The following is a 21262-nucleotide window of genomic DNA, read 5'->3' on the forward strand; positions in this document are numbered from 1 at the left end:
ACGAGGGAAGCCACCGGTTATCAGCACCCGAGCCGCGACGCACCGCGTCGCAATTAAACAGGACAGGCCCCGTGAGGAGTGCGACCCCACGGGGCCTGACCTGTTGAGACGCCCCATTCAGGCGTCTTAGGGTGTTCTTGAGGTGTTCAAATCGCCCCGATCGCGAGTCCAATTGGGCCAACCACCCTCTCGGGGCTGTAGGTTGCAGTCAGCGACTCTGCGAGGAGGAACGTGACCGAACACACCGAGACACCCGCGGTCGGTATGGGTGGGATCCGGGACGTGGTGAGCGTCCGGCTGCCAGCCGCGAGTGCCTATCTGTCCGTGCTACGTACGGCGACCGCCGGACTGGCCGCACGGCTGGACTTCACGCTCGACGAGATCGAGGATCTGCGGATCGCGGTCGACGAGGCGTGCGCGATGTTGTTGACCCAGGCCGTGCCCGGCACCGATCTGGTCGCCGAGTTCGAGCTCACCGGGCAGCTGATGCAGATCCGGGTCGAGGTCAGCACGGTCGGAAGTTCCGCGCCGAAGCGCGACGACTTCGCGTGGATGGTGCTCACCGCCCTGGCTGACGACGTGGATGCCGTAACCGACTCCCCCGACCGCATGGCGATCGTGCTACGCAAGCGCCGAGGCGCGGCGAGGCCGGCGTGACGGAAAGGACTCGTGCCATGGCCGCCAGCGACCACGCGGTGCCCGACCGGGTGCGTGCGCGCCTGCTCTTCGCGGAACTGGCGGAGTTGACCCCCGACGACTCGCGGCGCCAGCGTATCCGTGACGAACTCGTCGAGCTCCACCTTCCCCTGGTGGAATATCTCGCCCGCCGGTTCCGCAACCGGGGCGAGTGGCTTGACGATCTCACCCAGGTCGCGACCATCGGCCTGATCAAGTCGATCGACCGCTTCGACCTCGGCCGGGGGGTGGAGTTCTCCACCTACGCCACCCCGACGATCGTGGGCGAGATCAAACGGCACTTCCGCGACAAGGGCTGGGCGGTCCGCGTGCCGCGCCGCCTGCAGGAGCTCAAGCTCTCGCTGACCAAGGCGATAAGCGAGCTCTCGCAGCGCGAGGGGCGCGCGCCCACCGTCGGCGAGCTCGCGGCGTTCCTGAAGATGAGCGAGGAGGAGGTGCTGGAGGGGCTGGAGTCGGCCAACGCCTATTCCACGGTCTCCCTCGACGCGCCCGACTCCGGTGACGACGACGCGCCCGCGGTGGCCGACTCCCTCGGCATCGTGGACGACTCCCTGGAGGGCGTCGAATACCGCGAGTCGCTCAAGCCGCTGCTCGAACGGCTGCCGCCGCGCGAGAAGCGGATCCTGCTGCTGCGGTTCTTCGGCAACATGACCCAGTCCCAGATCGCCACCGAGCTCGGCATCTCGCAGATGCACGTGTCCCGGCTGCTGGCCAGGACCCTGGCCCAGCTCCGTGAGGGCCTGACCGCGGAAGACTAGGCCCTGCCCGCGGACGACCGAGGAGACCGGGTCAGTCCTGGTCCCCGTAGAGGGCCTGCGTCGTCGGCGGCGACAGCAGCGCGACCAGTCCGATCACTGCCACGGCGATGAGCGGGATGCCGATGGTCTGCTGGTCGGACTGGATCAGCGTGATGCCGATCACGGTGGCGAAGATCTGGGCCAGCACGCCCAGGCTCCGCGTCCACCGTTCGGCCTGCAGCATGCCCCAGCCCACCCAGAGCAGGACCGCGCCGACCAGGATCCCGAAGCCGGCGACGAAGATCGAGCTCAGCACGTCGGACGGCTGGCCGATCACCGTCTCGACTCCGGCGTAGCCGCCGAGCACCAGGGTGATGAGGCCTTCCAGCCCCATGACGACGGCGGCGACAGTGAGGGTCATCGGGCGATTCGACACATCCCAACCCTATCGTCGGGGCAGCCCGCCCTGATTTTCGCAGCCGCAGTGCCGTTATCGGCGGATACGCTGGCATTATGCGCGCGATGCTCCTGGTGAACCCCAAGGCGACGTCGACCAACCAGCGGACGCGGGACGTGCTCATCAGGGCACTGAGCGCCACCATGAACCTCAAGGTGGAGGAGACCGCCTACCGTGGGCACGCGGCCCTTCTGTCCCGCAAGGCCCATGCCTCGGGCTTCGACGTGGTGGCCGTGCTGGGCGGCGACGGCACGATCAACGAGGCCGTCAACGGCCTGCTCGACGCGGAGGACGGCAGGAGCGGCGCCGACGGGGACGCCTCGGAGCGGCCGGCGCTGCTGGTCATCCCCGGTGGCAGCGCGAACGTGTTCGCGCGGGCGCTCGGGCTGCCGAACAGCCCGGTGGAGGCGGTCGGCGCGGTGCTCGAGGCGATCCGTGACGATCGGCGGCGGACCGTCGGGCTTGGTCAGGCGATCTGGGATGACGAAAGCCGATATTTCACCTTCTGTAGTGGCCTGGGGTATGACGCCGAGGTGATCCGGGCGGTCGAGGGGATGCGCGGCACCGGCCGCAAGGCCACCCCCACCCGCTACGTGAACACCGCGCTGCACCACTATCTGACGACCGACAAGCGCCATGCCGCCATGGCCGTCGAGGGCCCCGACGTGCCCCGGGCCGGGCACATCTTCATGGCGGTCGTCTCCAACACCTCGCCGTGGACCTACGTGGGCTCCCAGCCGGTCTGCCCGACCCCGTGGGCGAGCTTCGAGACGGGCCTCGACCTGCTGGGACTGCAGCGCCTGGGCCTGCCGTCGATGCTCCGCCTGATGCCCCAGATCATGGGGGTCCGCGACACCCTGCCCAACGGCCGCCACCTGGTCCAGCTCCACGACGAGCGGGAGTTCACGTTGACCGCCGAACGCCCGGTGGCCTTCCAGCTCGACGGCGACTACCTGGGCGAAGTCGAGCGAGTGACGTTCCGGTCTATCCCGAACGCGTTACAAGTTTTGGTCTGACTCGTTACATGCGGTCATTGTGTGACGCATCCGACATGCATATCCGGCAAAACGTTCTCCCAAACCTCTTGCATGTACTGAGCGTGGCTGACAATCTCAACATTGACGTCGGAACGTAGGACCTTTGAGCGGCCACCTCGCTCCCAGGGCACCGGCGATCGAGTGAACAGGCCCCCGACCGAACAAGGCTCGGGTAATCGTTCGCGCTGGTTAGTGAAAGTCTTCACAAAGTGAGCCGACGGAGCCGCAGCAAGGGCTCCTCTTACGAAGGAGTGGACGCATGGACTGGCGCCACCGCGCTGCCTGCCGTGACGTGGACCCCGAGCTGTTCTTCCCGATCGGCAACACCGGCCCCGCCCTGATGCAGATCGAAGAGGCCAAGCAGGTCTGCCGTACGTGCACTGTAAGTGAAGCATGCCTGAAGTGGGCCCTGGAATCCGGGCAGGACGCCGGCGTCTGGGGCGGCCTGAGCGAGGACGAGCGCCGCGCCTTCAAGCGCCGCACCGCCCGCGCCCGCACCCGCGCGAACGTCTGACCGGCGAGAAAGCGCCCCTCCCCGGCCCGGCTCAGACCGCGGGGAGGGGAATGCCGAGGGTTACCTCCGTGCCGCCGCCCTGCCGGGGCTCGATGGCCAGCCGCCCGGACAGCTCCCCGACGACCAGCGTGCGCACGATCTGCAGGCCGAGACTGGTGGACGACTCCAGGTCGAAGCCCTCCGGCAGACCGGTCCCGTCATCGGAGACGATCACGTCCAGCCGGTCGGCCCCCCGCGAAACGATCACCTGAAGCCTGCCCGGCCGGTGTGCCAGCCCGTGCTGGACGGCGTTCTGCAGCAGCTCGGTGAGGACCATCGCCAGCGGCGTCGCGATCTCCGAGCGCAGCACCCCGAACGTCCCGATCCGGCGCGGCACGACCTGCGCCTCCGGCGCCGCCACCTCGCCCGTCATCGCGATCACGCGGTCGGCGATGTCGTCGAAGTCCACCTGCTCGTCGGGCGTGTGCGACAGCGTCTCGTGCACGATCGCGATCGACCCGACCCTGCGCACCGCCTCCTCCAGCGCCTCGCGCCCCTCCGGCTGCTGCAGCCGCCGGGCCTGCAGCCGCAGCAGCGCGGCCACCGTCTGCAGGTTGTTCTTCACCCGGTGGTGGATCTCCCTGATGGTGGCGTCCTTGGTCATCAGCTCCCGCTCACGGCGCCGCAGCTCGGTCACGTCGCGGATGAGCACCAGCGCGCCGATCCGCCCGCCGCCGACCACCAGCGGGATCGCCCGCAGCTGCACGACCGTGCCGCCCGACTCGACCTCGGTCTCCCTGGGCTCCCGGCCGCTGGCCACGATCATCAGGTTCTCGTTGATGGGCTCGTCGGAGTAGCAGAGGGTGGCGGTGGTACGGCCCAGCTCGGCGCCGACCAGGTCGGCGTTGAGACCCAGCCGCCGGTAGGCCGACAGCGCGTTCGGCGAGGCGTAGGTGACCCGGCCCGCCCGGTCGAGCCGGAGCAGCCCGTCGCCCACGCGCGGCGAGCGGACCAGGATCGGCTCGGCGCCGGAGAAGGGGAAGCGCCCCTCGGCCACCATCTGGGCCAGGTCTGAGGCGCTCTGCAGGTAGGTGAGCTCAAGCCGTGAGGGAGTGCGCGCCGACGACAGGTTCGTCGAGCGCTGGATCACGCCCAGGAAGTGGTCGGCCCGCCGTACCGGGATGGTCTCCTCCCGCACCGGCACCCCGCTCGACCAGTCGGGATCGCCCTCCCGGCAGATCCGCCGCTCGTCCCAGGCGGTGTCGATGAGCGCCCGTTCCCCCTTGCCCACCGTCATCCCCACGATGTCGTCGTGATAGACGGTGGGGCCCGTGGTGGGCCGCATCTGCGCGATGGCGATCCAGCCCGATCTCTCCCTGAGCGGGATCCACAGGATGAGATCGGCGAACGACAGGTCGGCCAGGAGCTGCCAGTCGGAGACCAGCGAGTGCATCCACTCGAGGTCGGCATCGTCGAGCGCGGTATGACGGACTACCAGGTCGCTTAGAGTCGGCACTCGTGCATCATGCGTTCTTTGCGGGCCCAAACGCGAATCGGGCGGGTCCGGCTGGCAAGATGCCCGCTATGGAGCAGACCCCAGATCCGCTGGCACGGTTGCGCACGGCCGCGGGCACGCGGGAGGCCGCGGGACTGAAGCGGACCTTGCGCGCCCGGACGCCGGACGACGACGGCCTGATCGACCTGGCCTCCAACGACTACCTCGGGCTGGCCAGGGACCGGCGGCTGATCGATGCCGCGACGGAGGCCACCCGGGTCTGGGGCACCGGCTCGACCGGCTCCCGCCTGGTCACCGGCTCCACCGCGCTCCACGCCGAGCTGGAGGCGCGGCTGTGCGCCTTCACCCGGGCCCGCGGCGCGCTGGTGTTCTCCTCCGGCTATCTGGCCAACCTGGCGGCCGTGGCGGCCCTGGGCAGGGACGCGCTGGTGGTCTCCGAGGCGGGCAACCACGCCTCCATCGTGGACGCCTGCCGCCTGTCCCGCTCGCGTGTGGTGGTCACCCCGCACAAGGACGTGGCGGCCGTGGAGAAGGCCCTGGCCGACCGGGACGAGGAGCACGCGATAGTGGTCACCGACGCGGTCTTCTCCGTCGACGGCGACCTGGCGCCGCTGGCGGAGCTGCACGCGGCGACCGTACGGCAGGGCGCGCTGCTGATCGTGGACGAGGCCCACTCGATCGGCGTCATCGGCCCCCACGGCCGGGGGGCGGTGCACGCCGCGGGCCTGGCGGCCGAGCCGGGCGTTGTGAGAACGGTCACACTCTCCAAGTCCCTGGGCTCCCAGGGCGGGGCCGTGCTCGGGGCCCCGGAGGTGATCGAGACCCTGATAGACACGGGCCGGTCGTTCATCTTCGACACCGGCCTCGCCCCCGGCAGCGTGGCGGCGGCACTCGCCGCTGTGGATATCCTTCAAAACCAGCCCGAACTGCCCGGATGCGTGCGGACCAGAGCGAGAGAGCTGGCCTCGATGGCCCGCGAACTCGGCCTGGAGACCAACGATCCGGCGGGTGCGGTCGTCCCGATCGTGCTCGGCCCACCCGAGAGCGCACTGCGGGCCGCCCTCATCTGTGCGGAACGCGGAGTGCGCGCCGGATGTTTCCGGCCGCCCTCAGTGCCGGTCGGCCGCTCTTGCCTGCGGTTGACCGCGCGGGCCAATCTGAGTTCCGAAGATCTAGCGGTGACCAGGGGTGCGCTCACCGCCGTGGCCGAGATGAAGGTGACCATGTGAGTGAGCGAAGCGGGCGAGCCGGCGGGCACGGCACCTCCGGCCACGCCGTTTCCGAGCCGTCAGGTGAGGTGCCGACGTGACGGACGACTCCCCCAGGATTCCTAAGTACTACGACGTCAAACGGAGCCTGCTCGCGCTGACCAAGAGCCTGTCGGCGGGCAGCGCGCTGCCCCCCGAGCGGACCCTGGCGGTGCGCTTCGAGACGTCGCGCACCACCGTGCGCCAGGCCCTGTCGGAGCTGGTGGTCGAGGGCCGCCTGGTGCGCATCCAGGGCAAGGGGACGTTCGTCGCGCAGCCCAAGGTCGCCCAGGTCCTCCAGCTCACCTCATACACCGGCGACCTGCGGACGGTCGGCCTCGAACCCGACACCAAGATCCTCGACATCAGCTACATCACCGCCGACGAGCCCCTGGCCCGCCGGCTGGCGATCAACCCCGGCGGCCGCGTGCTGCGCATCCACCGGCTGCGCCTGGCCAACGGCGAGCCGATGTCGATCGACACCACCCACCTGTCGGCCCGGCGCTTCCCCCGGCTCCGGCGCGAGCTGGAGGTGCACTCCTCGCTGTACGAGACGCTGCACAACGCCTACAACGTGCGGCTGACCGACGCCGAGGAGATCATCGAGACCGTGCTGGCCACGCCGTACGACGCGCAGGTGCTGAGCGTCGACGTCGGCCTGCCGATGCTGCTGCTCACCCGGCACGCCTTCGACGCCGACGGCAACCCCGTGGAGTGGGCCCAGTCCCTCTACCGCGGCGACCGCTACAAGTTCGTCACCCGGCTGCGCCGCCCCTGAGGTCTCCGGCGGGCGATCCGCGTCCGGGCCGTGGAAGGTCACAGCCGCCTAAGGTGAGGTGCGTGAGCATTCTCGTGGTCACCGGGACCGACACCGGAGTGGGAAAGACGATCGTCACCGCAGCCGTGGCCTCGCTCGCCAGAGAGCGGGGCGTCCCGGTCGCGGTGGTGAAACCCGCTCAGACCGGGGTGGGCGAGACGGAGCCCGGAGACCTCGACGACGTCATCCGGCTGTCCGGGGTGACCTCGACGTTCGAGTTCGCCAGGTTCCCCGACCCGCTGTCCCCGGCGGCGGCCGCCCGCACGGCGGGCCTGCCGCCGGTCTCCCTCACCCAGGCGGCCGCCCGGATCGAGGAGCTGGCCGAGTCGCACCGCCTGGTGGTCGTCGAAGGGGCGGGCGGGCTGCTCGTCCGCTTCGACGAGGAGGGGGCGACCCTGGCCGACCTGGCCCGGGCGCTCTCCGCGCCGGTGCTCCTGGTGACCCGGGCGGCGCTGGGCACGCTCAACCACACCGCGCTGACGCTGGAGGCGATGGCCCATCGCGGGCTGGAGCCGGCCGGGGTGGTGATCGGCTCCTGGCCGGCCGCCCCCGACCTGGCCGAGCGGTGCAACGTGGCGGATCTGGAGATGCTGGCCGCCCGGCCGCTGGCGGGCGTGCTCCCGGAGGGGGCCGGAGCCCTCGGCCGGGAGGACTTCGCCCGGACCGCCCACGCCGGCCTGAGCCCGGTGCTGGGCGGCGGTTTCGACCCCTCTGCCTTCCGGAGGGCCCTTAGGCTCCTGCCGTAGACGACGGCCGGAGATCGGACGGAGAACGGAGCAGCATGAGCGACATTCTTGGGATCGCCCGGACACAGGTCCTGGAGGAGGGGCGGGGACTCGACGCCGCGCAGGTGCTGCGCTGCCTCGAACTGCCCGACGACCGCCTCGCCGACCTCCTGGGGCTCGCGCACGAGGTGCGGATGAAGTGGTGCGGCCCCGAGGTGGAGGTCGAGGGGATCATCTCCCTCAAGACCGGCGGCTGCCCGGAAGACTGCCACTTCTGCTCCCAGTCGGGCCAGTTCGCCTCCCCGGTCCGCGCGGCCTGGCTCGACATCCCCTCCCTCGTCCAGGCGGCCAGGGAGACCGCGGCGACCGGCGCGACCGAGTTCTGCATCGTGGCCGCGGTGCGCGGCCCCGACCGGCGGCTGATGGACCAGGTCCGCGAGGGGGTCAAGGCGATCCAGGAGGCGGTCGACATCAACGTCGCCTGCTCGCTGGGCATGCTCACCCAGGCCCAGGTCGACGAGCTGGCCGAGATGGGCGTGCACCGCTACAACCACAACCTGGAGACCGCGAGGTCGCACTTCGACAGGGTCGTCACCACCCACACGTGGCAGGAGCGCTGGGACACCTGCCTGATGGTGCGCGAGGCCGGGATGGAACTGTGCTGCGGGGGCATCGTGGGCATGGGCGAGAGCCTGGAGCAGCGGGCGGAGTTCGCCGGGCAGCTCGGCGAGCTGCAGCCCGACGAGGTGCCCCTGAACTTCCTCAACCCGCGCCCCGGCACGCCCTTCGAGTCGTTGCCCCTCCTTTCGGGCTCCGAGGCGCTCCGGACGATCGCCGCCTTCCGGCTCGCGCTGCCCCGCACGATCCTGCGCTACGCCGGCGGCCGCGAGCTGACCCTGGGTGACCTGGGCACCCGCGACGGCATGCTCGGCGGGATCAACGCGATCATCGTGGGCAACTACCTGACCACCCTCGGCCGGACCGCCGAGGCGGACCTCGACCTGCTGGTCGACCTGAAGATGCCGATCAAGGCGCTCTCCGACACGCTCTGAGAGCGCCGATGCCATGACGTGCCGCGGACGGGCGTTCATGATGTGAGCATGGCCAAGGCGATCGAACAGCCCGTTCCCGGTATCACCGTCGGACACGCGCTCCTCGCGCGGTCGGCGGGAGCCCCGCAGCCCGTCGACAAGGTCGTGCACGACGGTGACACGATCAACATCGCCGCCGACGGCAACTTCGGCGTGCGCCTGCTCGGCGTGGACGCCCCCGAGGTCAGCTTCGAGCTGCCCCGCAGCTCCGTCGTCCCCGACCTGCCCAGAGGTTTCGTCAAGATCTCACACCCGGCCTGGACCGACTTCCTGGCCGATCCGTTCGCGCCGGGCTTCGAGCCGCTGCCGCTGCGCGCCGCACTCCACGATCATCTGCTGGACAGGCTCGGCCCGGCCACCGCGCGCAACCACGCCGAGCTCGGCGGCCCGTCCACGCAGGCGCTCAGAGACATGATCAGCTCCGACATCGCCGAGCAGGGCCTCGACGGTGAGACCTTCAAATTCCGGCTGGCCTTCGCGTACGAGGTCCTCGACCGGTACGGCAGGCTGCTGTGCTACGTCAACCGGGACCAGAAGCTCCGGCCCAGGCCCGCCCCGTACAACGAGCGGCTGCTCGCCGGCGGGCACGCCATGCCCTACTTCATCTGGCCCAACGTGGACCCCTTCGTCCGGCAGGAGAACCGGGCGGCGCAGGCCGTACCGGCCCCCGGGACGGCCCGCACGGTGGCGGAGGCCGGCGCGCTGGGCCGGGCCCGCGAGTCGGTACGGCAGGCACGCCGGGCGGGCCTCGGGGTCTGGAACCCGGCGGACCCGTTGCGGCTGCACGCCTTCGAGCTGCGCTACCTGGCCGGGCGGCGGGCGCCCGACCGGTATGTCCTCGACCTGTCCGACAGCTCCTCCGAGCTGCTCCACCCGCAGAGCTACCACCGGATCCCGCATCCGGAGGACCGGTTGTTCGTCAACTCCGAGCACGCGCCCCTGTGGGCGGAGAAGGGCTGGTCGGTCCCGCCGCTGTAGACGCCGGCACGGGCCGGGCCGGGCCGGCCGTCCGGGCCGGCCCGGACGGGCGCGCTACAGCTCGGCGGCGACCTCCCGGGCGACCGCCTGGAGCTCGGGATCGAGCACTCCCAGGCGGTCGTCGAGGTCGTCGGCGAAGCGGAGCCGCTCGATCGACCGGTCGGCGGGCACGGCCGACGGCATCCAGGCGGCATGGATCATGAAGGGGACGACCGTGCCGGGGGACGGCGCCAGCGTCGCCACCGGGCCGCGCGAGACGTCGGCCGCGTCGAAGACCTCGACCCGGAACCGGTCGTCGTTGTGCACGACCACGACGAGATAGCCCTCGTGCCCGCCGGGCCGGGCCCCCGCGTAGCGGCTGCGGCCGGGCCCGCCGGGAGCGCGGGGCACGAACGCGGGCGAGGTCGGGTAGTCGTCCAGCGGCCAGGCCCACTCCGACAGCGGCTTGAGCGAGTCGCGCTCCAGGGAGGCGAGCACGGCCGGGGTCTGCCCGTCCGGCAGCAGCGAGCGGTCGACGCGGTCGCCGTAGTTGCGCAGCGCCCGCTGGTTGACCGCCTCGGGGTGGAACCCCTGGAAGATCAGGTGGTGGCGGGTCGGGGCGAGCTGCCCTTCGAGGGACCAGTCCACGGCCGACAGCTCGGCCTGCCAGTACCTCGCCGGGTCGTAGAGCCGGGCCACGTCGGTCACGGCGCCCCTGACCGGGTCGAACTCCAGGACCGTGGTGAGGGCCGGGGACATGCCGTGGCAGTACATGCCGCGCAGGGCCGGGTCGACGGGGCGGCCGAACACGTCCAGGTCGTCCTCCCTCAGATACATGCCGATGTCGACGCCCGGGGTGTGCTCCATGACGACGCGGATCCCGGCGGAGTCGTCGTAGGTGGCGTAGAAGTGGTTGACCTCGGGGGCCAGCCGGAAGACCGTACCGGAGACGGCGGTGCCCGGCGCGGCCGCGTCGAGGTGGGCCTTGCGGACGAGCACCAGCGGGCCGCCGGGGTTGTTGGCCACCGTACGGTCGCCCGCGCCGAGGACCTCCTCGAGGTCGACCTTGTAGGCGGTGTCGGCCAGCACCAGCCAGTCGCGGGTCTGCGTGATCGTATGGGTGGCCTGGGGGAACTCCGCGCCCTCGACCGGCCAGCGCCGCACGCGCGCGCCCTCGCCGTCGTAGCGGACGATCGACAGGACGTTGGTGAGCGGGTCCCGGGTCACCGACCACAGGCAGCCGCGCTCGGGGTCGATCACCGGGTGGGCGGTGGACAGGATGGACGGCAGGACCGGGGCGTCCAGCGCCGGGGCCCAGTCGTCGCGGTGGCCGACCTCGCCCAGGAAGCCCAGGGTGACCGGGTCGACCTCGACGGGCCGTCCGGCGTCCCAGGTCGCGAAGAGGCGGTCTCCCCAGGGCAGGGGGGCGGTGTTGGCGGCGTTGACGCCGCCGAACGGGGAGGCGGTCCCGACCGGCCCGGACCGGAACAGGTCGGGGCGCCTGCGGCGGAGCCGTACGGAGGGAGAGTCGATCACCCGGGGCCGCCAGGCGAACCGGTCGGAGGCGGCGCCGTCGGTGCCGGGCCGGAGCGCCAGCCGGACCAGGACGCCGTCGCCGAAGAAGGCGTGGACCGGGTTGGTCCGCTGGTCAGAGGTGCTGATCAGGAAATGGCCGGTGATGTCGGCGGGCCAGGCTCCGGCGACGACGGCGAGGTCCAGATCGGGGAGGTCCCCTTTGGTGAGGATCGAACGCGGAATCGGCATGGCGGGCGACCTCCAGCGGGAACCGAACGAGATTCGATGTCCATCAACCCCCCGCGGCGCCCCTCCGTCAAGGCCGCACCGGCCGCCGGGGGCGGTCCTCCGCGGCGGCCCCCGGCGGGCAGACCGGCCGGATGGCCGGACGGGGCGAATATGCGCTGGCAGCGTTAGGCGGGAGGAATCTGGGCAGGGTGAAGAACCCCTGTCCGGCTAAGTGACTGACTGGTAGGTTGCGCGGTATGGAGTCCCCAAAGCACGCAGGTGACATCGCTGTCGCCGTCTCCAAGGCCTATGGAATCGAGACCATGTTCACCCTGTCCGGCGGGCACGTCTTCCCGCTGTATGACGGGGCGGTCCACGAGGGCATGCCCATCCTCGACGTGCGGCACGAGCAGAGCGCGGTCTTCGCCGCCGAGGCGACTGCCCGGCTGACCCGCAGACCCGGGCTGGCCGTGCTCACCGCCGGCCCCGGCGTCACCAACGGCGTCAGCGGCGTGGCCACCGCGCACTTCAACGGCTCCCCCGTCGTGGTCATGGGAGGCCGGGCACCGCGCTCACGCTGGGGCTCCGGCGCGCTGCAGGAGATCGACCACCCGCCGCTGTTCGCGCCGATCACCAAGCTGGCCTTCACCGGCTCCGGCCCCGACTCCGTCGCCGAGGACGTGGAGATGGCCTTCCGCACGGCCCTGGCCCCGCACCGCGGCCCGGTCTTCCTCGACTTCCACATGGACCACCTGTTCGCGGCCGCACCCCCGCCCGACCACGTCACCGAGACGCTGACCCCGTCACCGCTGGAGCCCGACCCCGACTCCCTCGCCGGGATCGCCCGCCTGCTCGCCGAGGCCGAGCGCCCGGTGCTGGTGCTCGGCTCGGACGTGTGGATGGACCGCGCCGAGGAGGTCGCCCGGGGCTTCGCCGAGGAGTTCCGCCTGCCGGTCATCCCCAACGGCCAGGGCCGCGGCATCCTGCCCGCCGGGCACGAGCTGCTGGTCACCCGGGCCCGGGGGCTGGCCCTCACCCAGGCCGACCTGGTGATCGTGGCGGGCGCCCCGCTGGACTTCCGCCTCGGCTACGGCTGGTTCGGCGGCAAGGACGGCGCCCCGCTCGCCAGGGTCGTGCACCTGGCCGACGCCCCGTCGCAGCTCACCACGCACATCGAGCCCTCCGGGACCGCCGCCGGCGACCTGTCGCTGGTCTTCTGGGGGCTGGGCACGGCCTGCAACCAGGCCGGTGTCTCCCCCGCGTCCTACGCGCCGTGGCTGTCGAAGCTGTCGGAGGCCGCGTCGGCGGCCATCGCCGCCGACGCGGACCTGCTGGCCTCCGGCTCCGACCCGATCCACCCGATGCGCATCTACGGCGAGCTGGCCAAGGTCCTCGCCGACGACGCCGTGGTGATCGGCGACGGCGGCGACTTCGTCTCCTACGCCGGCAAATACGTCGAGCCCAAGCAGCCCGGCAACTGGCTCGACCCGGGCCCGTACGGCTGCCTGGGCACCGGCCTGGGCTACGCCATCGCCGCCCGGGTGGCGCGGCCCTCCTCGCAGGTGGTGCTGCTGCTCGGCGACGGCGCGGCCGGTTTCTCGCTGATGGACGTGGACACGCTCGTACGGCACCGCCTGCCGGTGGTGATGATCTGCGGCAACAACGGCATGTGGGGGCTGGAGAAGCACCCCATGCAGATGCTCTACGGCTACGACGTGGCGGCCGAGCTCCAGCCGCAGTGCCGCTACGACCAGGTGGTGACCGCTCTGGGCGGCGGCGGCGAGCTGGTCACCGACCCGTCGCAGATCGGCCCGGCGCTGCTGCGCGCGTTCGACTCCGGCGTCCCGTACATGGTCAACATCGCCACCGACCCGTCGGTCGCCTACCCCCGCAACACCACCGGGGTCTGAGCGGCGCCGGCCGGCTTCGGTGGAGGTCCGAGGCGGGCCGGTCAACCGAGTCAGTCGTCGGTCTTCATGCTCAGCGCGGCGAGAAGGGTGTCGAGGGCTGTCGTCACAGACAGATCGTCGACACCCTTCGCCGTCCCCGCAGCCAAACGACTCAGGTCTACCCGTCTAGGGGCTGGGCGTCGCGGTCGGGGTGGGCGCCGGGCTGGACGGGCAGCCGTAGTTGGCCACGACGATCTCCACCGGCTTCCTCGGGTCCCACAAGGTCCCGCCGGGCGGGTTCTGCTCGACCACCCGCATGCACTGGGTCTGGTCGAGGTCGGCGCTGTCAGACCTCTTCGGCTTCAGGCCCGCCTTCTGTAGCTCGCTCTTTGCCATGTCCGGCGCCATGCCCGTGACGTCGGGCACCTTCCGCTTCGGCACCGGCGTCGGAGTGGGGGTCGGCGTCGGGGTGGGGGTCGGCGTCGGAGTGGGTGTGGGCGTCGGGGTGGGGGTCGGCGTCGGGGTGGGGGTGGGGCGGATGGGCCGCTCGGCCGTGGCGGTCGGCCTGGGGGGCCTGGGGGGCCTGGAGGTCCTGGTCTTCGTGGGGCTCGGTGAATCGGTCACGCTGGGCAGCGGCTCGGGCTTCGTCATCGACTCGTTGGATACCGTGGAGGCCGCCATCCCGTTGATCGCCACGGCGACGAGGCCGACGCACATCACGGCCGCCGCCGCGGAGACCGCCAGCAGCCCGCCCTTGCTCCGGGACCGCTTCGCGCCGCGGCGGCCACGCCCCTGCGGGACCGCCTGCGTGGCCGGGCCGGGCGACGGCGCCGTCTCGGGCGGCACGGCTCCCTGCGGGCCCGCCTGAGACATGGCCCCCTGCCAGCCGGTCTGCGGCAGCGGCACCTCGGACCGGCCGGCCTGCGGTGGGGCTCCGTGCCGGCCGGTCTGCGGCGGTGCGGCGCCCTCCCAGCCGGTCTGCACCGCGCCGGCGGGCGGGAGCGGTGGCGCCATCGTCGAGCCGGTCTCCGGCCCGAGGCGCGCCGCCTGCCTGGCGGCGGTGCTCATCGCTGCGGCGCTGGGGAAGCGCCGGGCCGGGTCCTTGGACAGGGCCCGCTCCACCAGAGCCCGGACCGCGGGAGGGATGTGCGGCGGCAGCGGCGGCGGCGTCTCGCGGATGTGTTTGAGCGCGATCGTGACCGGGGTGTCGCCGTCGAAGGGGCGCTGCCCGGCCAGGCACTCGTAGGCCACCACGCCCAGCGCGTAGATGTCGACCGCGGGGGTGACCGGCGCGCCCTCGGCCTGCTCGGGCGCGCAGTAGGCGGCGGTGCCGAGCACCATGCCCGCGTCGGTCAGCCTGCTGGCCGCGTCCGACCTGGCGATGCCGAAGTCGGTGAGCACGAGCGTGCCGTCGGAGCGGACCATCAGGTTGCCGGGCTTGATGTCCCGGTGGACGATGCCCTGGTCGTGGACGGCCTGCATGGCGGAGGCCGCCTGGGCGATGAGCTCCATCGCGGGCCCGGGGGCGATGCTCCCCAGCCGCCCGAGCAGCCGGTCGAGCGGCTCGCCGTCCACGAACTTCATCACGAGATATGCCGTCGCCCCCGCGCCGGGCACCTCGTGAATCCCGTAGTCGTAGACGTCTACGACCCCGGGGTGGTTGATCGTCGCCATCGCCCGGGCCTCGCCCTGGAAACGCACCAGGAAGCCGGGGTCGTCGGTACGGCCTGGGAGCAGCACCTTGACGGCGACGGTGCGGGCCAAGACGGTGTCCTCACCGCGCCACACCTCGCCCATACCGCCGGCGCCGATGCGGGTATCCAGCCGATACCGCCCCGCCAGCGTCGTGCCTTGGGCCACCATGACTCCCCCGTAACCCTCTCCGCTCCCACCCCAGGGTTCTCCAACAAAGCGGATTTGTATCGCGCCAACGTCACGGCAACGTAACGAAACCCTGCAAGCCGTATGCCTCACAAACAAGACGCGTGCCGTAGCATCGCACAAAACTCAGGACTTTTAAGCGTACTTGTATAGGTTGCGCACTTTTACGGCAAGAGCTGCCAGGCAGCCGTCGGCGCCGACCGCCCCCGGGCGCCCACAGATCATCGACGGAGCCTTGGTCGCCCTGGAATCCCCCATAAGAGTACATAAAGCGTACATAAAACTAGCGTCCGGAGAGCAGTGCTCGATCCGTCGCGAGGCGGGGATCCGCCCCGGCCGACGGAACCGGGGCTCAGCCGCTCAGCGTGCCGTGCTCCGCACAGCGCGCCGACCAGCCGGTGGGGGTCACCTGGACCACCATGCGCCGGCGGCAGTGGGAACAGTAACGCGGCGGCTCCATCGCTCGCGCGGCGCGGCAGCCCGCGTGCTCACCCTCGTGCGCCGGGCGGCCGCAGTGATCGCAGTAGGGGGTCACCCGATCACCTTATGCTGACGCCCATGACGTTGACTCCCGGCCTGCGCGCCCGGCTCCTCATCATGGTCGAGAGGGGGGACACCGCGGCCAAGGTCGGCAGCGGAGACGTCCCCGTCCTGGCCACCCCCCGCCTGCTGGCCTTCGCCGAACAGGCCACCGTCCAGGCGGTCGCGGGCGCGCTGGGGCCCGGTCAGACCTCCGTGGGCACCAAGGTCGTCCTGGAGCACCTGGCGGCCAGCCCGGTCGGCACCCACGTCGAGATCACCGCCGAGCTCACCGAGGTCGACGGCCGCCGCCTGGTCTTCGCCTTCACCGCCGACGACCGGCACACCACCGTCGCGACCGGCACGATCGAACGCGTGGTCGTCGACCGCGAACGCTTCATCGCCAGACTCTCCCGATGACCGCCCGCGCTCACCACCACACCGTCCGGGACATCTCCAACACCGCCCCGTACACCGTTCGGAACCACCGCACACGCTCACCACGCACTGCCCGGCACCACCACATACCCGCCGCGCGCCACCCGGCACCATCACACGCGCACCGCGCGCCGTCCGGGACACCCCCACATCGCCCCGCACACCGTCCGGAACCACCGCACACCGTCCCACACCCGCTGCGCGCCCCCGGAACCACCGCACACGCTCACCGCGCGCCGTCCGGGTCCCACCGTGCGACCGGGGCCGGGACCGTTGGAGCCGGGACCGTTCACGCGGGACTCCCACCGGCGCCGGTACGGCGGGAGCACGCGCGGCGGTGACCGGCGCCACGGCACGGCGCGGGGCCGGGCGGGCTACTCGATGATGGCGATGACGTCGCCTTCCTGGATGACGTCGCCCTCGGCGACCTTGATCTCGGTGATCACACCGTCGTCCTCGGCGATGACGGGGATCTCCATCTTCATCGACTCAAGGATGACCAGGGTGTCGCCGTCCTCGACGGTGTCGCCCTGGGAAACGAGAACCTTCCAGACATTTGCCACCATCTCGGCGCGTACTTCAGCCACTGGACACTCCCATCAATCACTGTGATCCAACTGTGTCAGACCGACCTGTTCAGGCCCGCATGCGAGCCACCAGTCCGGTGTCGTAGGTCCCCTCGACGAACTCGGGGTGTTCCAGCAGCTCCGCGCAGAACGGCAGGTTGTTCTTGGGGCCCGCGATCTCGAAGCCCGCCACGGCCGCCCGGGCGCGCTCCAGGGCCTCGGCCCGCGTCTGCCCGAACACGCACAGCTTGGCCATGAGCGGATCGTAGAACGGCGTGACCGTGTTGCCGTCGGTGTAGCCGGAGTCCACCCGGACGCCCTCGCCGGACGGTTCCGCCCAGACGTCGATCTTCCCGGGACCCGGGAAGAACCGCTTGGGGTCCTCGGCGTAGACGCGGAACTCGATCGCGTGGCCGCGCGCGACCGCCTCCGGCGCGGTCTTCTCGCCCGCGGCGATCAGCAGCTGCTGCTCGACCAGGTCCACGCCGGTGACCAGCTCGGTGACCGGGTGCTCCACCTGGAGCCGGGTGTTCATCTCCAGGAAGACGAAGTCCTGCTTGTCGGCGTCGACCAGGCACTCCACGGTCCCCGCGCCCAGATAACCGACCGCCTCGCCCGCCCGTACGGCCGCCGCCAGCATGCGCTCGCGCAGCTCCTGGGTGATGCCGGGGGACGGCGTCTCCTCCACGACCTTCTGGTGCCGGCGCTGCACCGAGCAGTCGCGCTCGCCCAGCGCGACGACCGTACCGTCGGCGAGGCCGAGGATCTGCACCTCGACGTGGCGGGCGCGCTCGATATAGCGCTCCAGCAGGATCGCGGGCGTCCCGCCAAAGCGCGAGGCGGCCCTGGACGCCTGCTCGAACGCCTTGCCCAGCCCGGCCTCGTCGTGGGCGACGCCCATGCCGATGCCGCCGCCGCCACCCGCCGTCTTGACCATGACCGGATAGCCGATCCCGGCGACGGCGGCCACGGCCTCCTCCAGCCCGGTGACCGGCTCGCGGGTCCCGGCGGCGACGGGCACGCCCGCCGCCTCCATCAGGTTACGCGCGTTGATCTTGTCGCCCATCCGCTCGATCGCCTCGGGCGAGGGCCCGATCCAGGTCAGACCGGCGTCGATGACGGCCCGGGCGAATCCGGCGTTCTCCGAGAAGAACCCGTAGCCCGGATGGACGGCCTGGGCGCCCGACACGCGGGCGGCCTCAAGCACCTTGTCGGCGTCGAGATAGCTCTGCGCCGGGTTGGCCGGCCCGAGCAGGATCGCCTCGTCGGCCTCCCGGACGAACGGCAGATCCGCGTCGGCCTCGGAATACACCGCGATGGCTCGCAGTCCCATGCGCTGGATCGTGCGGATGATTCGCCGTGCGATTTCACCACGATTGGCTACCAGAACAGACTCGAACACGTTGGCAGACCCCTTTCGACCGCTCCACCCTATGATCGGGGTCTTAGCACAGCCCTAAGCCCGAAACCACCGATCACGGGAACGTGATCTGTAGGAAACCCACAGGTGCGTGGGATCGGAACCCTCCCGGGGACCACCCGGTCAGGAAGGGGGATCCTTCGGGTCCGGGAGGCGATCGTTCGGATCCGCAAGGAGATCTTTCAGATCCGGTACGACGGAGTCAACCTGTCGATGACGCGGGCTGCCGCTTCGACGACCGGTGGATCATACTCCTCACCGGCGCCGAGGCGGAGCCGTTCGAGGGCGGCCCCGGCCCGGTCCCGGTCGGTGGAGCCGCCGACCAGGTCGTCATAGGCGTTGGCCACCTTGATGATGCGGCTGGCCAGCGGCGGCGTCTCGGCGCAGGGATCGCACTGGCGGCGGACGATCTCGGCCACCCGGTCCAGCACCCCGGTCTGCCGGATCACCTCCGCGCCGAGTTCGGCGATGCGCCGGGCCTGCTCGGGCTCGGTGAGCACCGTGGCGCCCCCGGGGATCGGATCGCGCAGCGAGAGCTGGCCGATGTCGTGCATGAGCGCGGCGTATTCCAGCTCCAGCAGCTCGGGCTCGGCCAGGCCCAGCTCCCGCCCGACCGCGACCGCCAGGCGGCTGACCCGGCGCGAATGCCCCGGCTCGACGTAGCCGCCGACCTCCGTGACCCGCGACAGCGCCCGGACCGTCTGGAGGTAGGTGGCCCGGATCCCGGCGTATTTACGGAAGGCGACCTGGGTGACCAGCAGCGGCGCGGCGAAGACCAGCAGCGCCGCCATGTCCATGCTGTGCGAGGCGAGGGCGAGCAGGATGCCGGAGGCGGCGACGGCGGCCCACAGCGGCGCGGCCATCCGCGCCTCGTCGCGGAGAGCCACGCCGAAGGCCGCGCGCACCTGCTCGGCCCGGAGCACGGCGGCCAGCAGCACATCCGCCAGCACCATGACCAGGATGAGCAGGGCCATCACGCCGAGCGCGGGCCACCAACCGCCCTCGGGCCCCTTCGTCAGCTCGAACAGCGACCCCGCCAACGGCCGGTAGGCCACCGCCAGCAGCGCGCCGGTGAGCAGCCTGCGCGCCATCGCGTCCGGCCGGGGCGGGCGGCCCACCGCCAGGTGCGGCAGCGCCCCGGCGGCCATGCCGACCGCCAGCACCGCGACGACCTGGAGCGCCGAGTGCCGCGCCGGGACGTCGCCCATGTCCAGCAGCAGCGTGTAGCCGAGCGCGGCCGCCGCGCCGATCGGCGCCACCTCCCGGTTGCCCGGCATCGTGAGCCTGGCCAGCTCCCCCGCCGCGATGAGCGCGCCGAACCCGATGGCGATCTCCGGGTCGAGCAGCCCGGTGGCGGCGGTGTGCGCCACCCCCGCCACCGCCAGCATGCCCGCCGCGCAGATCAGCAGGAGCTGGCCCGAGTCGAGCCGCTGGAACGCCCGCGTGGCGGCGGTGGTGCCGTTCATCGCCCTGCTTCCATGGTCGCGCCCGCCTTCTCCCTCGCCCCGCCCGCCCGGCGCCTCACCGCTCTGTGCCCATGGTCGCGCCCGCCTTCTCCCTCGCCCCGCCCGCCCGGCGGCTCACCGCTCCGACACCACCTGGATGGGCATGGTCGGGTCGTCGTGGTCCTTGGTGGTGGTCCCCGCCTCACCGGCCGGAGGTGTGACGACCTTGCGCGGCGGCTCCCAGCCGTCGCGGTCGACGGCCTTGATGAACGCGACGACCATCACCGGGTCGAACTGGGTGCCGGCTCCCTTGCGGAGCTCGGCCATCGCCACCTCCACGGGACGCGCCCCCCGGTAGGAGCGGTCGGAGGTCATGGAGTCGAAGGCGTCGGCCACCGCGATGATCCGGGCGAACTCCGGGATCTCCTCCCCGGCCAGCCCCATCGGATATCCCTTGCCGTCCTGCCGCTCGTGATGGTGCATGATCCCGGCGAACGCCTCGTCGAGGAAGTCGATGCCGCGCACGATCTCCAGCCCGCGCATCGGATGGAGCTGGATCGCGGCGAACTCCTCCTCGGTGAGCGGGCCGTCCTTCTGCAGCACCTTGGTCGGCACGCCCAGCTTGCCCACGTCGTGCAGCATCCCGGCGTAACGGATCGCCCGCAGCCGCTCGGATCCCATGCCGATCTCCTGGGCGATCATGCCCGAGGCCAGCGAGACGCGGGTGCAGTGACCACGGGTGTAGTAGTCCTTGGTCTCCACCGCCTGGCAGAGCGCCGCGATGGTGGCGTCGTAGGAGCGCTGCTGGGCGAGGTATTGGCCGAAGGCCCAGCGGGCGACGAACAGCGGGAGCAGCACGAGGACCGCGGAGATCGAGCTGACCGTCGCCCACAGCCCGGCGATCAGCAGCCCGAAGGTGGCGTAGCCCAGGTAGGAGACCATGAACTGGGCCAGCCCCCGCAGCGGCGGCACCTGGTCGGCCTGACCGGTGAGCACGAGCACGATCGCGATCAGGATGAAGTTGAGCGGGACGAAGACCGCCGCCGCGCCCGCGAACGGCACGATCAGATCGTCGAACCCGGCGATGGTCGGCAGGCCCGCCGTGCCCCCCAGCCACTCGTAGGCCCGGCCCGCGGCGTAACCGCAGAGGGCGAACTGGGCGCCGTTGAACAGCCGCTTCACCAGCGGCAGCCCCGGCCGCACGCTGAAGACGGCCGTCATGCCGACCAGCGCCGCCCCCTCGGGACCGAGGAGCACCACCGCGGCGAGCGCGGCCGAGAAGCTGACCGACACCGCGGCCTGCTTGACGTTGAGCAGCGTCGGCACCGACTCGCACACCAGGAACAACAAGGCCAGTACGAGTAGGTTCGACCAGTCGAGCCGCTCAAGGCGACCGCTCACCGCCACGCTGTATCCGAGGAGCGCGACCGCCGCCCCGATCACAGCGACAAGGTAGACCTTGGCAAACCACGGCAGTCCACGCAAAGCGGCCACCCTTGGGTCCTACGAGCGCGTGCTCAAGTCCAGGAGATCCCGAGACGTGCCGGGCTGACCGTTTCCTTCAACATGCGCTGCCTCCATGTCGTTT

Annotated in this window: 20 protein-coding genes; 11 read left to right on the plus strand and 9 right to left on the minus strand. The window is 71.3% G+C overall.

What is annotated here, in order from left to right:
- Window positions 1-231 precede the first annotated feature (231 nt).
- Complete coding sequence (locus ACZ6R6_RS37215) at window positions 232-657, plus strand: anti-sigma factor (RefSeq protein ID WP_370879692.1); 426 nt, start codon at window positions 232-234, stop codon at window positions 655-657.
- Between the two features lie 17 nt (window positions 658-674).
- Window positions 675-1454: an RNA polymerase sigma factor SigF gene (locus ACZ6R6_RS37220; protein ID WP_197048491.1), complete on the plus strand. Its 780-nt coding sequence runs from the start codon at window positions 675-677 to the stop codon at window positions 1452-1454.
- Between the two features lie 31 nt (window positions 1455-1485).
- On the opposite strand, the gene ACZ6R6_RS37225 is transcribed toward ACZ6R6_RS37220, so the two are convergent.
- A complete protein-coding gene (locus tag ACZ6R6_RS37225; protein WP_470101492.1) occupies window positions 1486-1854 on the minus strand; it encodes a hypothetical protein in 369 nt (122 codons plus the stop codon).
- Window positions 1855-1946: 92 nt separating this feature from the next.
- Between ACZ6R6_RS37225 and ACZ6R6_RS37230 the strand changes: the two genes are divergently transcribed.
- Entirely contained in the window at window positions 1947-2906 is a 960-nt protein-coding gene (locus tag ACZ6R6_RS37230; RefSeq protein WP_306864419.1) for a diacylglycerol/lipid kinase family protein, read from the plus strand.
- Window positions 2907-3186: 280 nt separating this feature from the next.
- Complete coding sequence (locus ACZ6R6_RS37235; protein WP_306864416.1) at window positions 3187-3441, plus strand: WhiB family transcriptional regulator; 255 nt, start codon at window positions 3187-3189, stop codon at window positions 3439-3441.
- A gap of 31 nt (window positions 3442-3472) precedes the next feature.
- Here the strand turns inward: ACZ6R6_RS37235 and ACZ6R6_RS37240 are convergent, their stop codons facing one another.
- Complete coding sequence (locus tag ACZ6R6_RS37240; RefSeq protein ID WP_470101494.1) at window positions 3473-4936, minus strand: sensor histidine kinase; 1464 nt, start codon at window positions 4934-4936, stop codon at window positions 3473-3475.
- 59 nt (window positions 4937-4995) lie between these two features.
- Between ACZ6R6_RS37240 and ACZ6R6_RS37245 the strand changes: the two genes are divergently transcribed.
- From ACZ6R6_RS37245 to ACZ6R6_RS37265, 5 genes are all read left to right on the plus strand, one after another.
- Window positions 4996-6165, plus strand: coding sequence for an 8-amino-7-oxononanoate synthase (locus ACZ6R6_RS37245; protein WP_470101496.1), 1170 nt, complete (start codon window positions 4996-4998; stop codon window positions 6163-6165).
- Window positions 6166-6241: 76 nt separating this feature from the next.
- On the plus strand, window positions 6242-6961 hold the full coding sequence (locus tag ACZ6R6_RS37250; RefSeq protein WP_306864408.1) for a GntR family transcriptional regulator: 720 nt from the start codon (window positions 6242-6244) through the stop codon (window positions 6959-6961).
- A 62-nt stretch (window positions 6962-7023) separates the two neighbouring features.
- Entirely contained in the window at window positions 7024-7746 is a 723-nt protein-coding gene (gene bioD / locus ACZ6R6_RS37255) for a dethiobiotin synthase (RefSeq protein ID WP_470101498.1), read from the plus strand.
- A gap of 35 nt (window positions 7747-7781) precedes the next feature.
- A complete protein-coding gene (bioB, locus tag ACZ6R6_RS37260) occupies window positions 7782-8777 on the plus strand; it encodes a biotin synthase BioB (RefSeq protein WP_470101500.1) in 996 nt (331 codons plus the stop codon).
- A gap of 48 nt (window positions 8778-8825) precedes the next feature.
- Window positions 8826-9794 (plus strand): thermonuclease family protein, encoded by a 969-nt coding sequence (locus ACZ6R6_RS37265; protein WP_470101502.1) that lies wholly within the window; start codon window positions 8826-8828, stop codon window positions 9792-9794.
- Window positions 9795-9848: 54 nt separating this feature from the next.
- On the opposite strand, the gene ACZ6R6_RS37270 is transcribed toward ACZ6R6_RS37265, so the two are convergent.
- Window positions 9849-11537, minus strand: coding sequence for a carotenoid oxygenase family protein (locus ACZ6R6_RS37270; RefSeq protein ID WP_470101504.1), 1689 nt, complete (start codon window positions 11535-11537; stop codon window positions 9849-9851).
- Between the two features lie 236 nt (window positions 11538-11773).
- On the opposite strand from ACZ6R6_RS37270, the gene ACZ6R6_RS37275 reads away from it, so the two are divergent.
- On the plus strand, window positions 11774-13426 hold the full coding sequence (locus ACZ6R6_RS37275; RefSeq protein WP_306864396.1) for an acetolactate synthase: 1653 nt from the start codon (window positions 11774-11776) through the stop codon (window positions 13424-13426).
- A gap of 165 nt (window positions 13427-13591) precedes the next feature.
- Here ACZ6R6_RS37275 and ACZ6R6_RS37280 read toward each other — a convergent pair whose 3' ends face one another.
- Window positions 13592-15268, minus strand: a complete 1677-nt coding sequence (locus tag ACZ6R6_RS37280) for a serine/threonine protein kinase (RefSeq protein WP_470101506.1) — start codon at window positions 15266-15268, stop codon at window positions 13592-13594.
- A 370-nt stretch (window positions 15269-15638) separates the two neighbouring features.
- Window positions 15639-15821: a biotin synthase auxiliary protein BsaP gene (bsaP, locus tag ACZ6R6_RS37285; protein ID WP_470101508.1), complete on the minus strand. Its 183-nt coding sequence runs from the start codon at window positions 15819-15821 to the stop codon at window positions 15639-15641.
- A 23-nt stretch (window positions 15822-15844) separates the two neighbouring features.
- On the opposite strand from bsaP, the gene ACZ6R6_RS37290 reads away from it, so the two are divergent.
- Window positions 15845-16225, plus strand: a complete 381-nt coding sequence (locus tag ACZ6R6_RS37290) for a thioesterase family protein (RefSeq protein ID WP_470101510.1) — start codon at window positions 15845-15847, stop codon at window positions 16223-16225.
- Between the two features lie 392 nt (window positions 16226-16617).
- On the opposite strand, the gene ACZ6R6_RS37295 is transcribed toward ACZ6R6_RS37290, so the two are convergent.
- From ACZ6R6_RS37295 to ACZ6R6_RS37310, 4 genes are all read right to left on the minus strand, one after another.
- Window positions 16618-16830, minus strand: coding sequence for a biotin/lipoyl-binding carrier protein (locus ACZ6R6_RS37295; protein ID WP_470101512.1), 213 nt, complete (start codon window positions 16828-16830; stop codon window positions 16618-16620).
- Between the two features lie 49 nt (window positions 16831-16879).
- Window positions 16880-18211: an acetyl-CoA carboxylase biotin carboxylase subunit gene (locus ACZ6R6_RS37300; RefSeq protein ID WP_470101514.1), complete on the minus strand. Its 1332-nt coding sequence runs from the start codon at window positions 18209-18211 to the stop codon at window positions 16880-16882.
- A 200-nt stretch (window positions 18212-18411) separates the two neighbouring features.
- The gene (locus ACZ6R6_RS37305) at window positions 18412-19695 is read right to left on the minus strand and encodes an HD-GYP domain-containing protein (protein WP_470101516.1); all 1284 of its coding nucleotides are present in this window, start codon (window positions 19693-19695) and stop codon (window positions 18412-18414) included.
- A gap of 114 nt (window positions 19696-19809) precedes the next feature.
- The gene (locus tag ACZ6R6_RS37310) at window positions 19810-21168 is read right to left on the minus strand and encodes an HD-GYP domain-containing protein (protein WP_470101518.1); all 1359 of its coding nucleotides are present in this window, start codon (window positions 21166-21168) and stop codon (window positions 19810-19812) included.
- Window positions 21169-21262: the final 94 nt, after the last annotated feature.

This window comes from Streptosporangium sp. NPDC048886 (genome assembly GCF_055586905.1).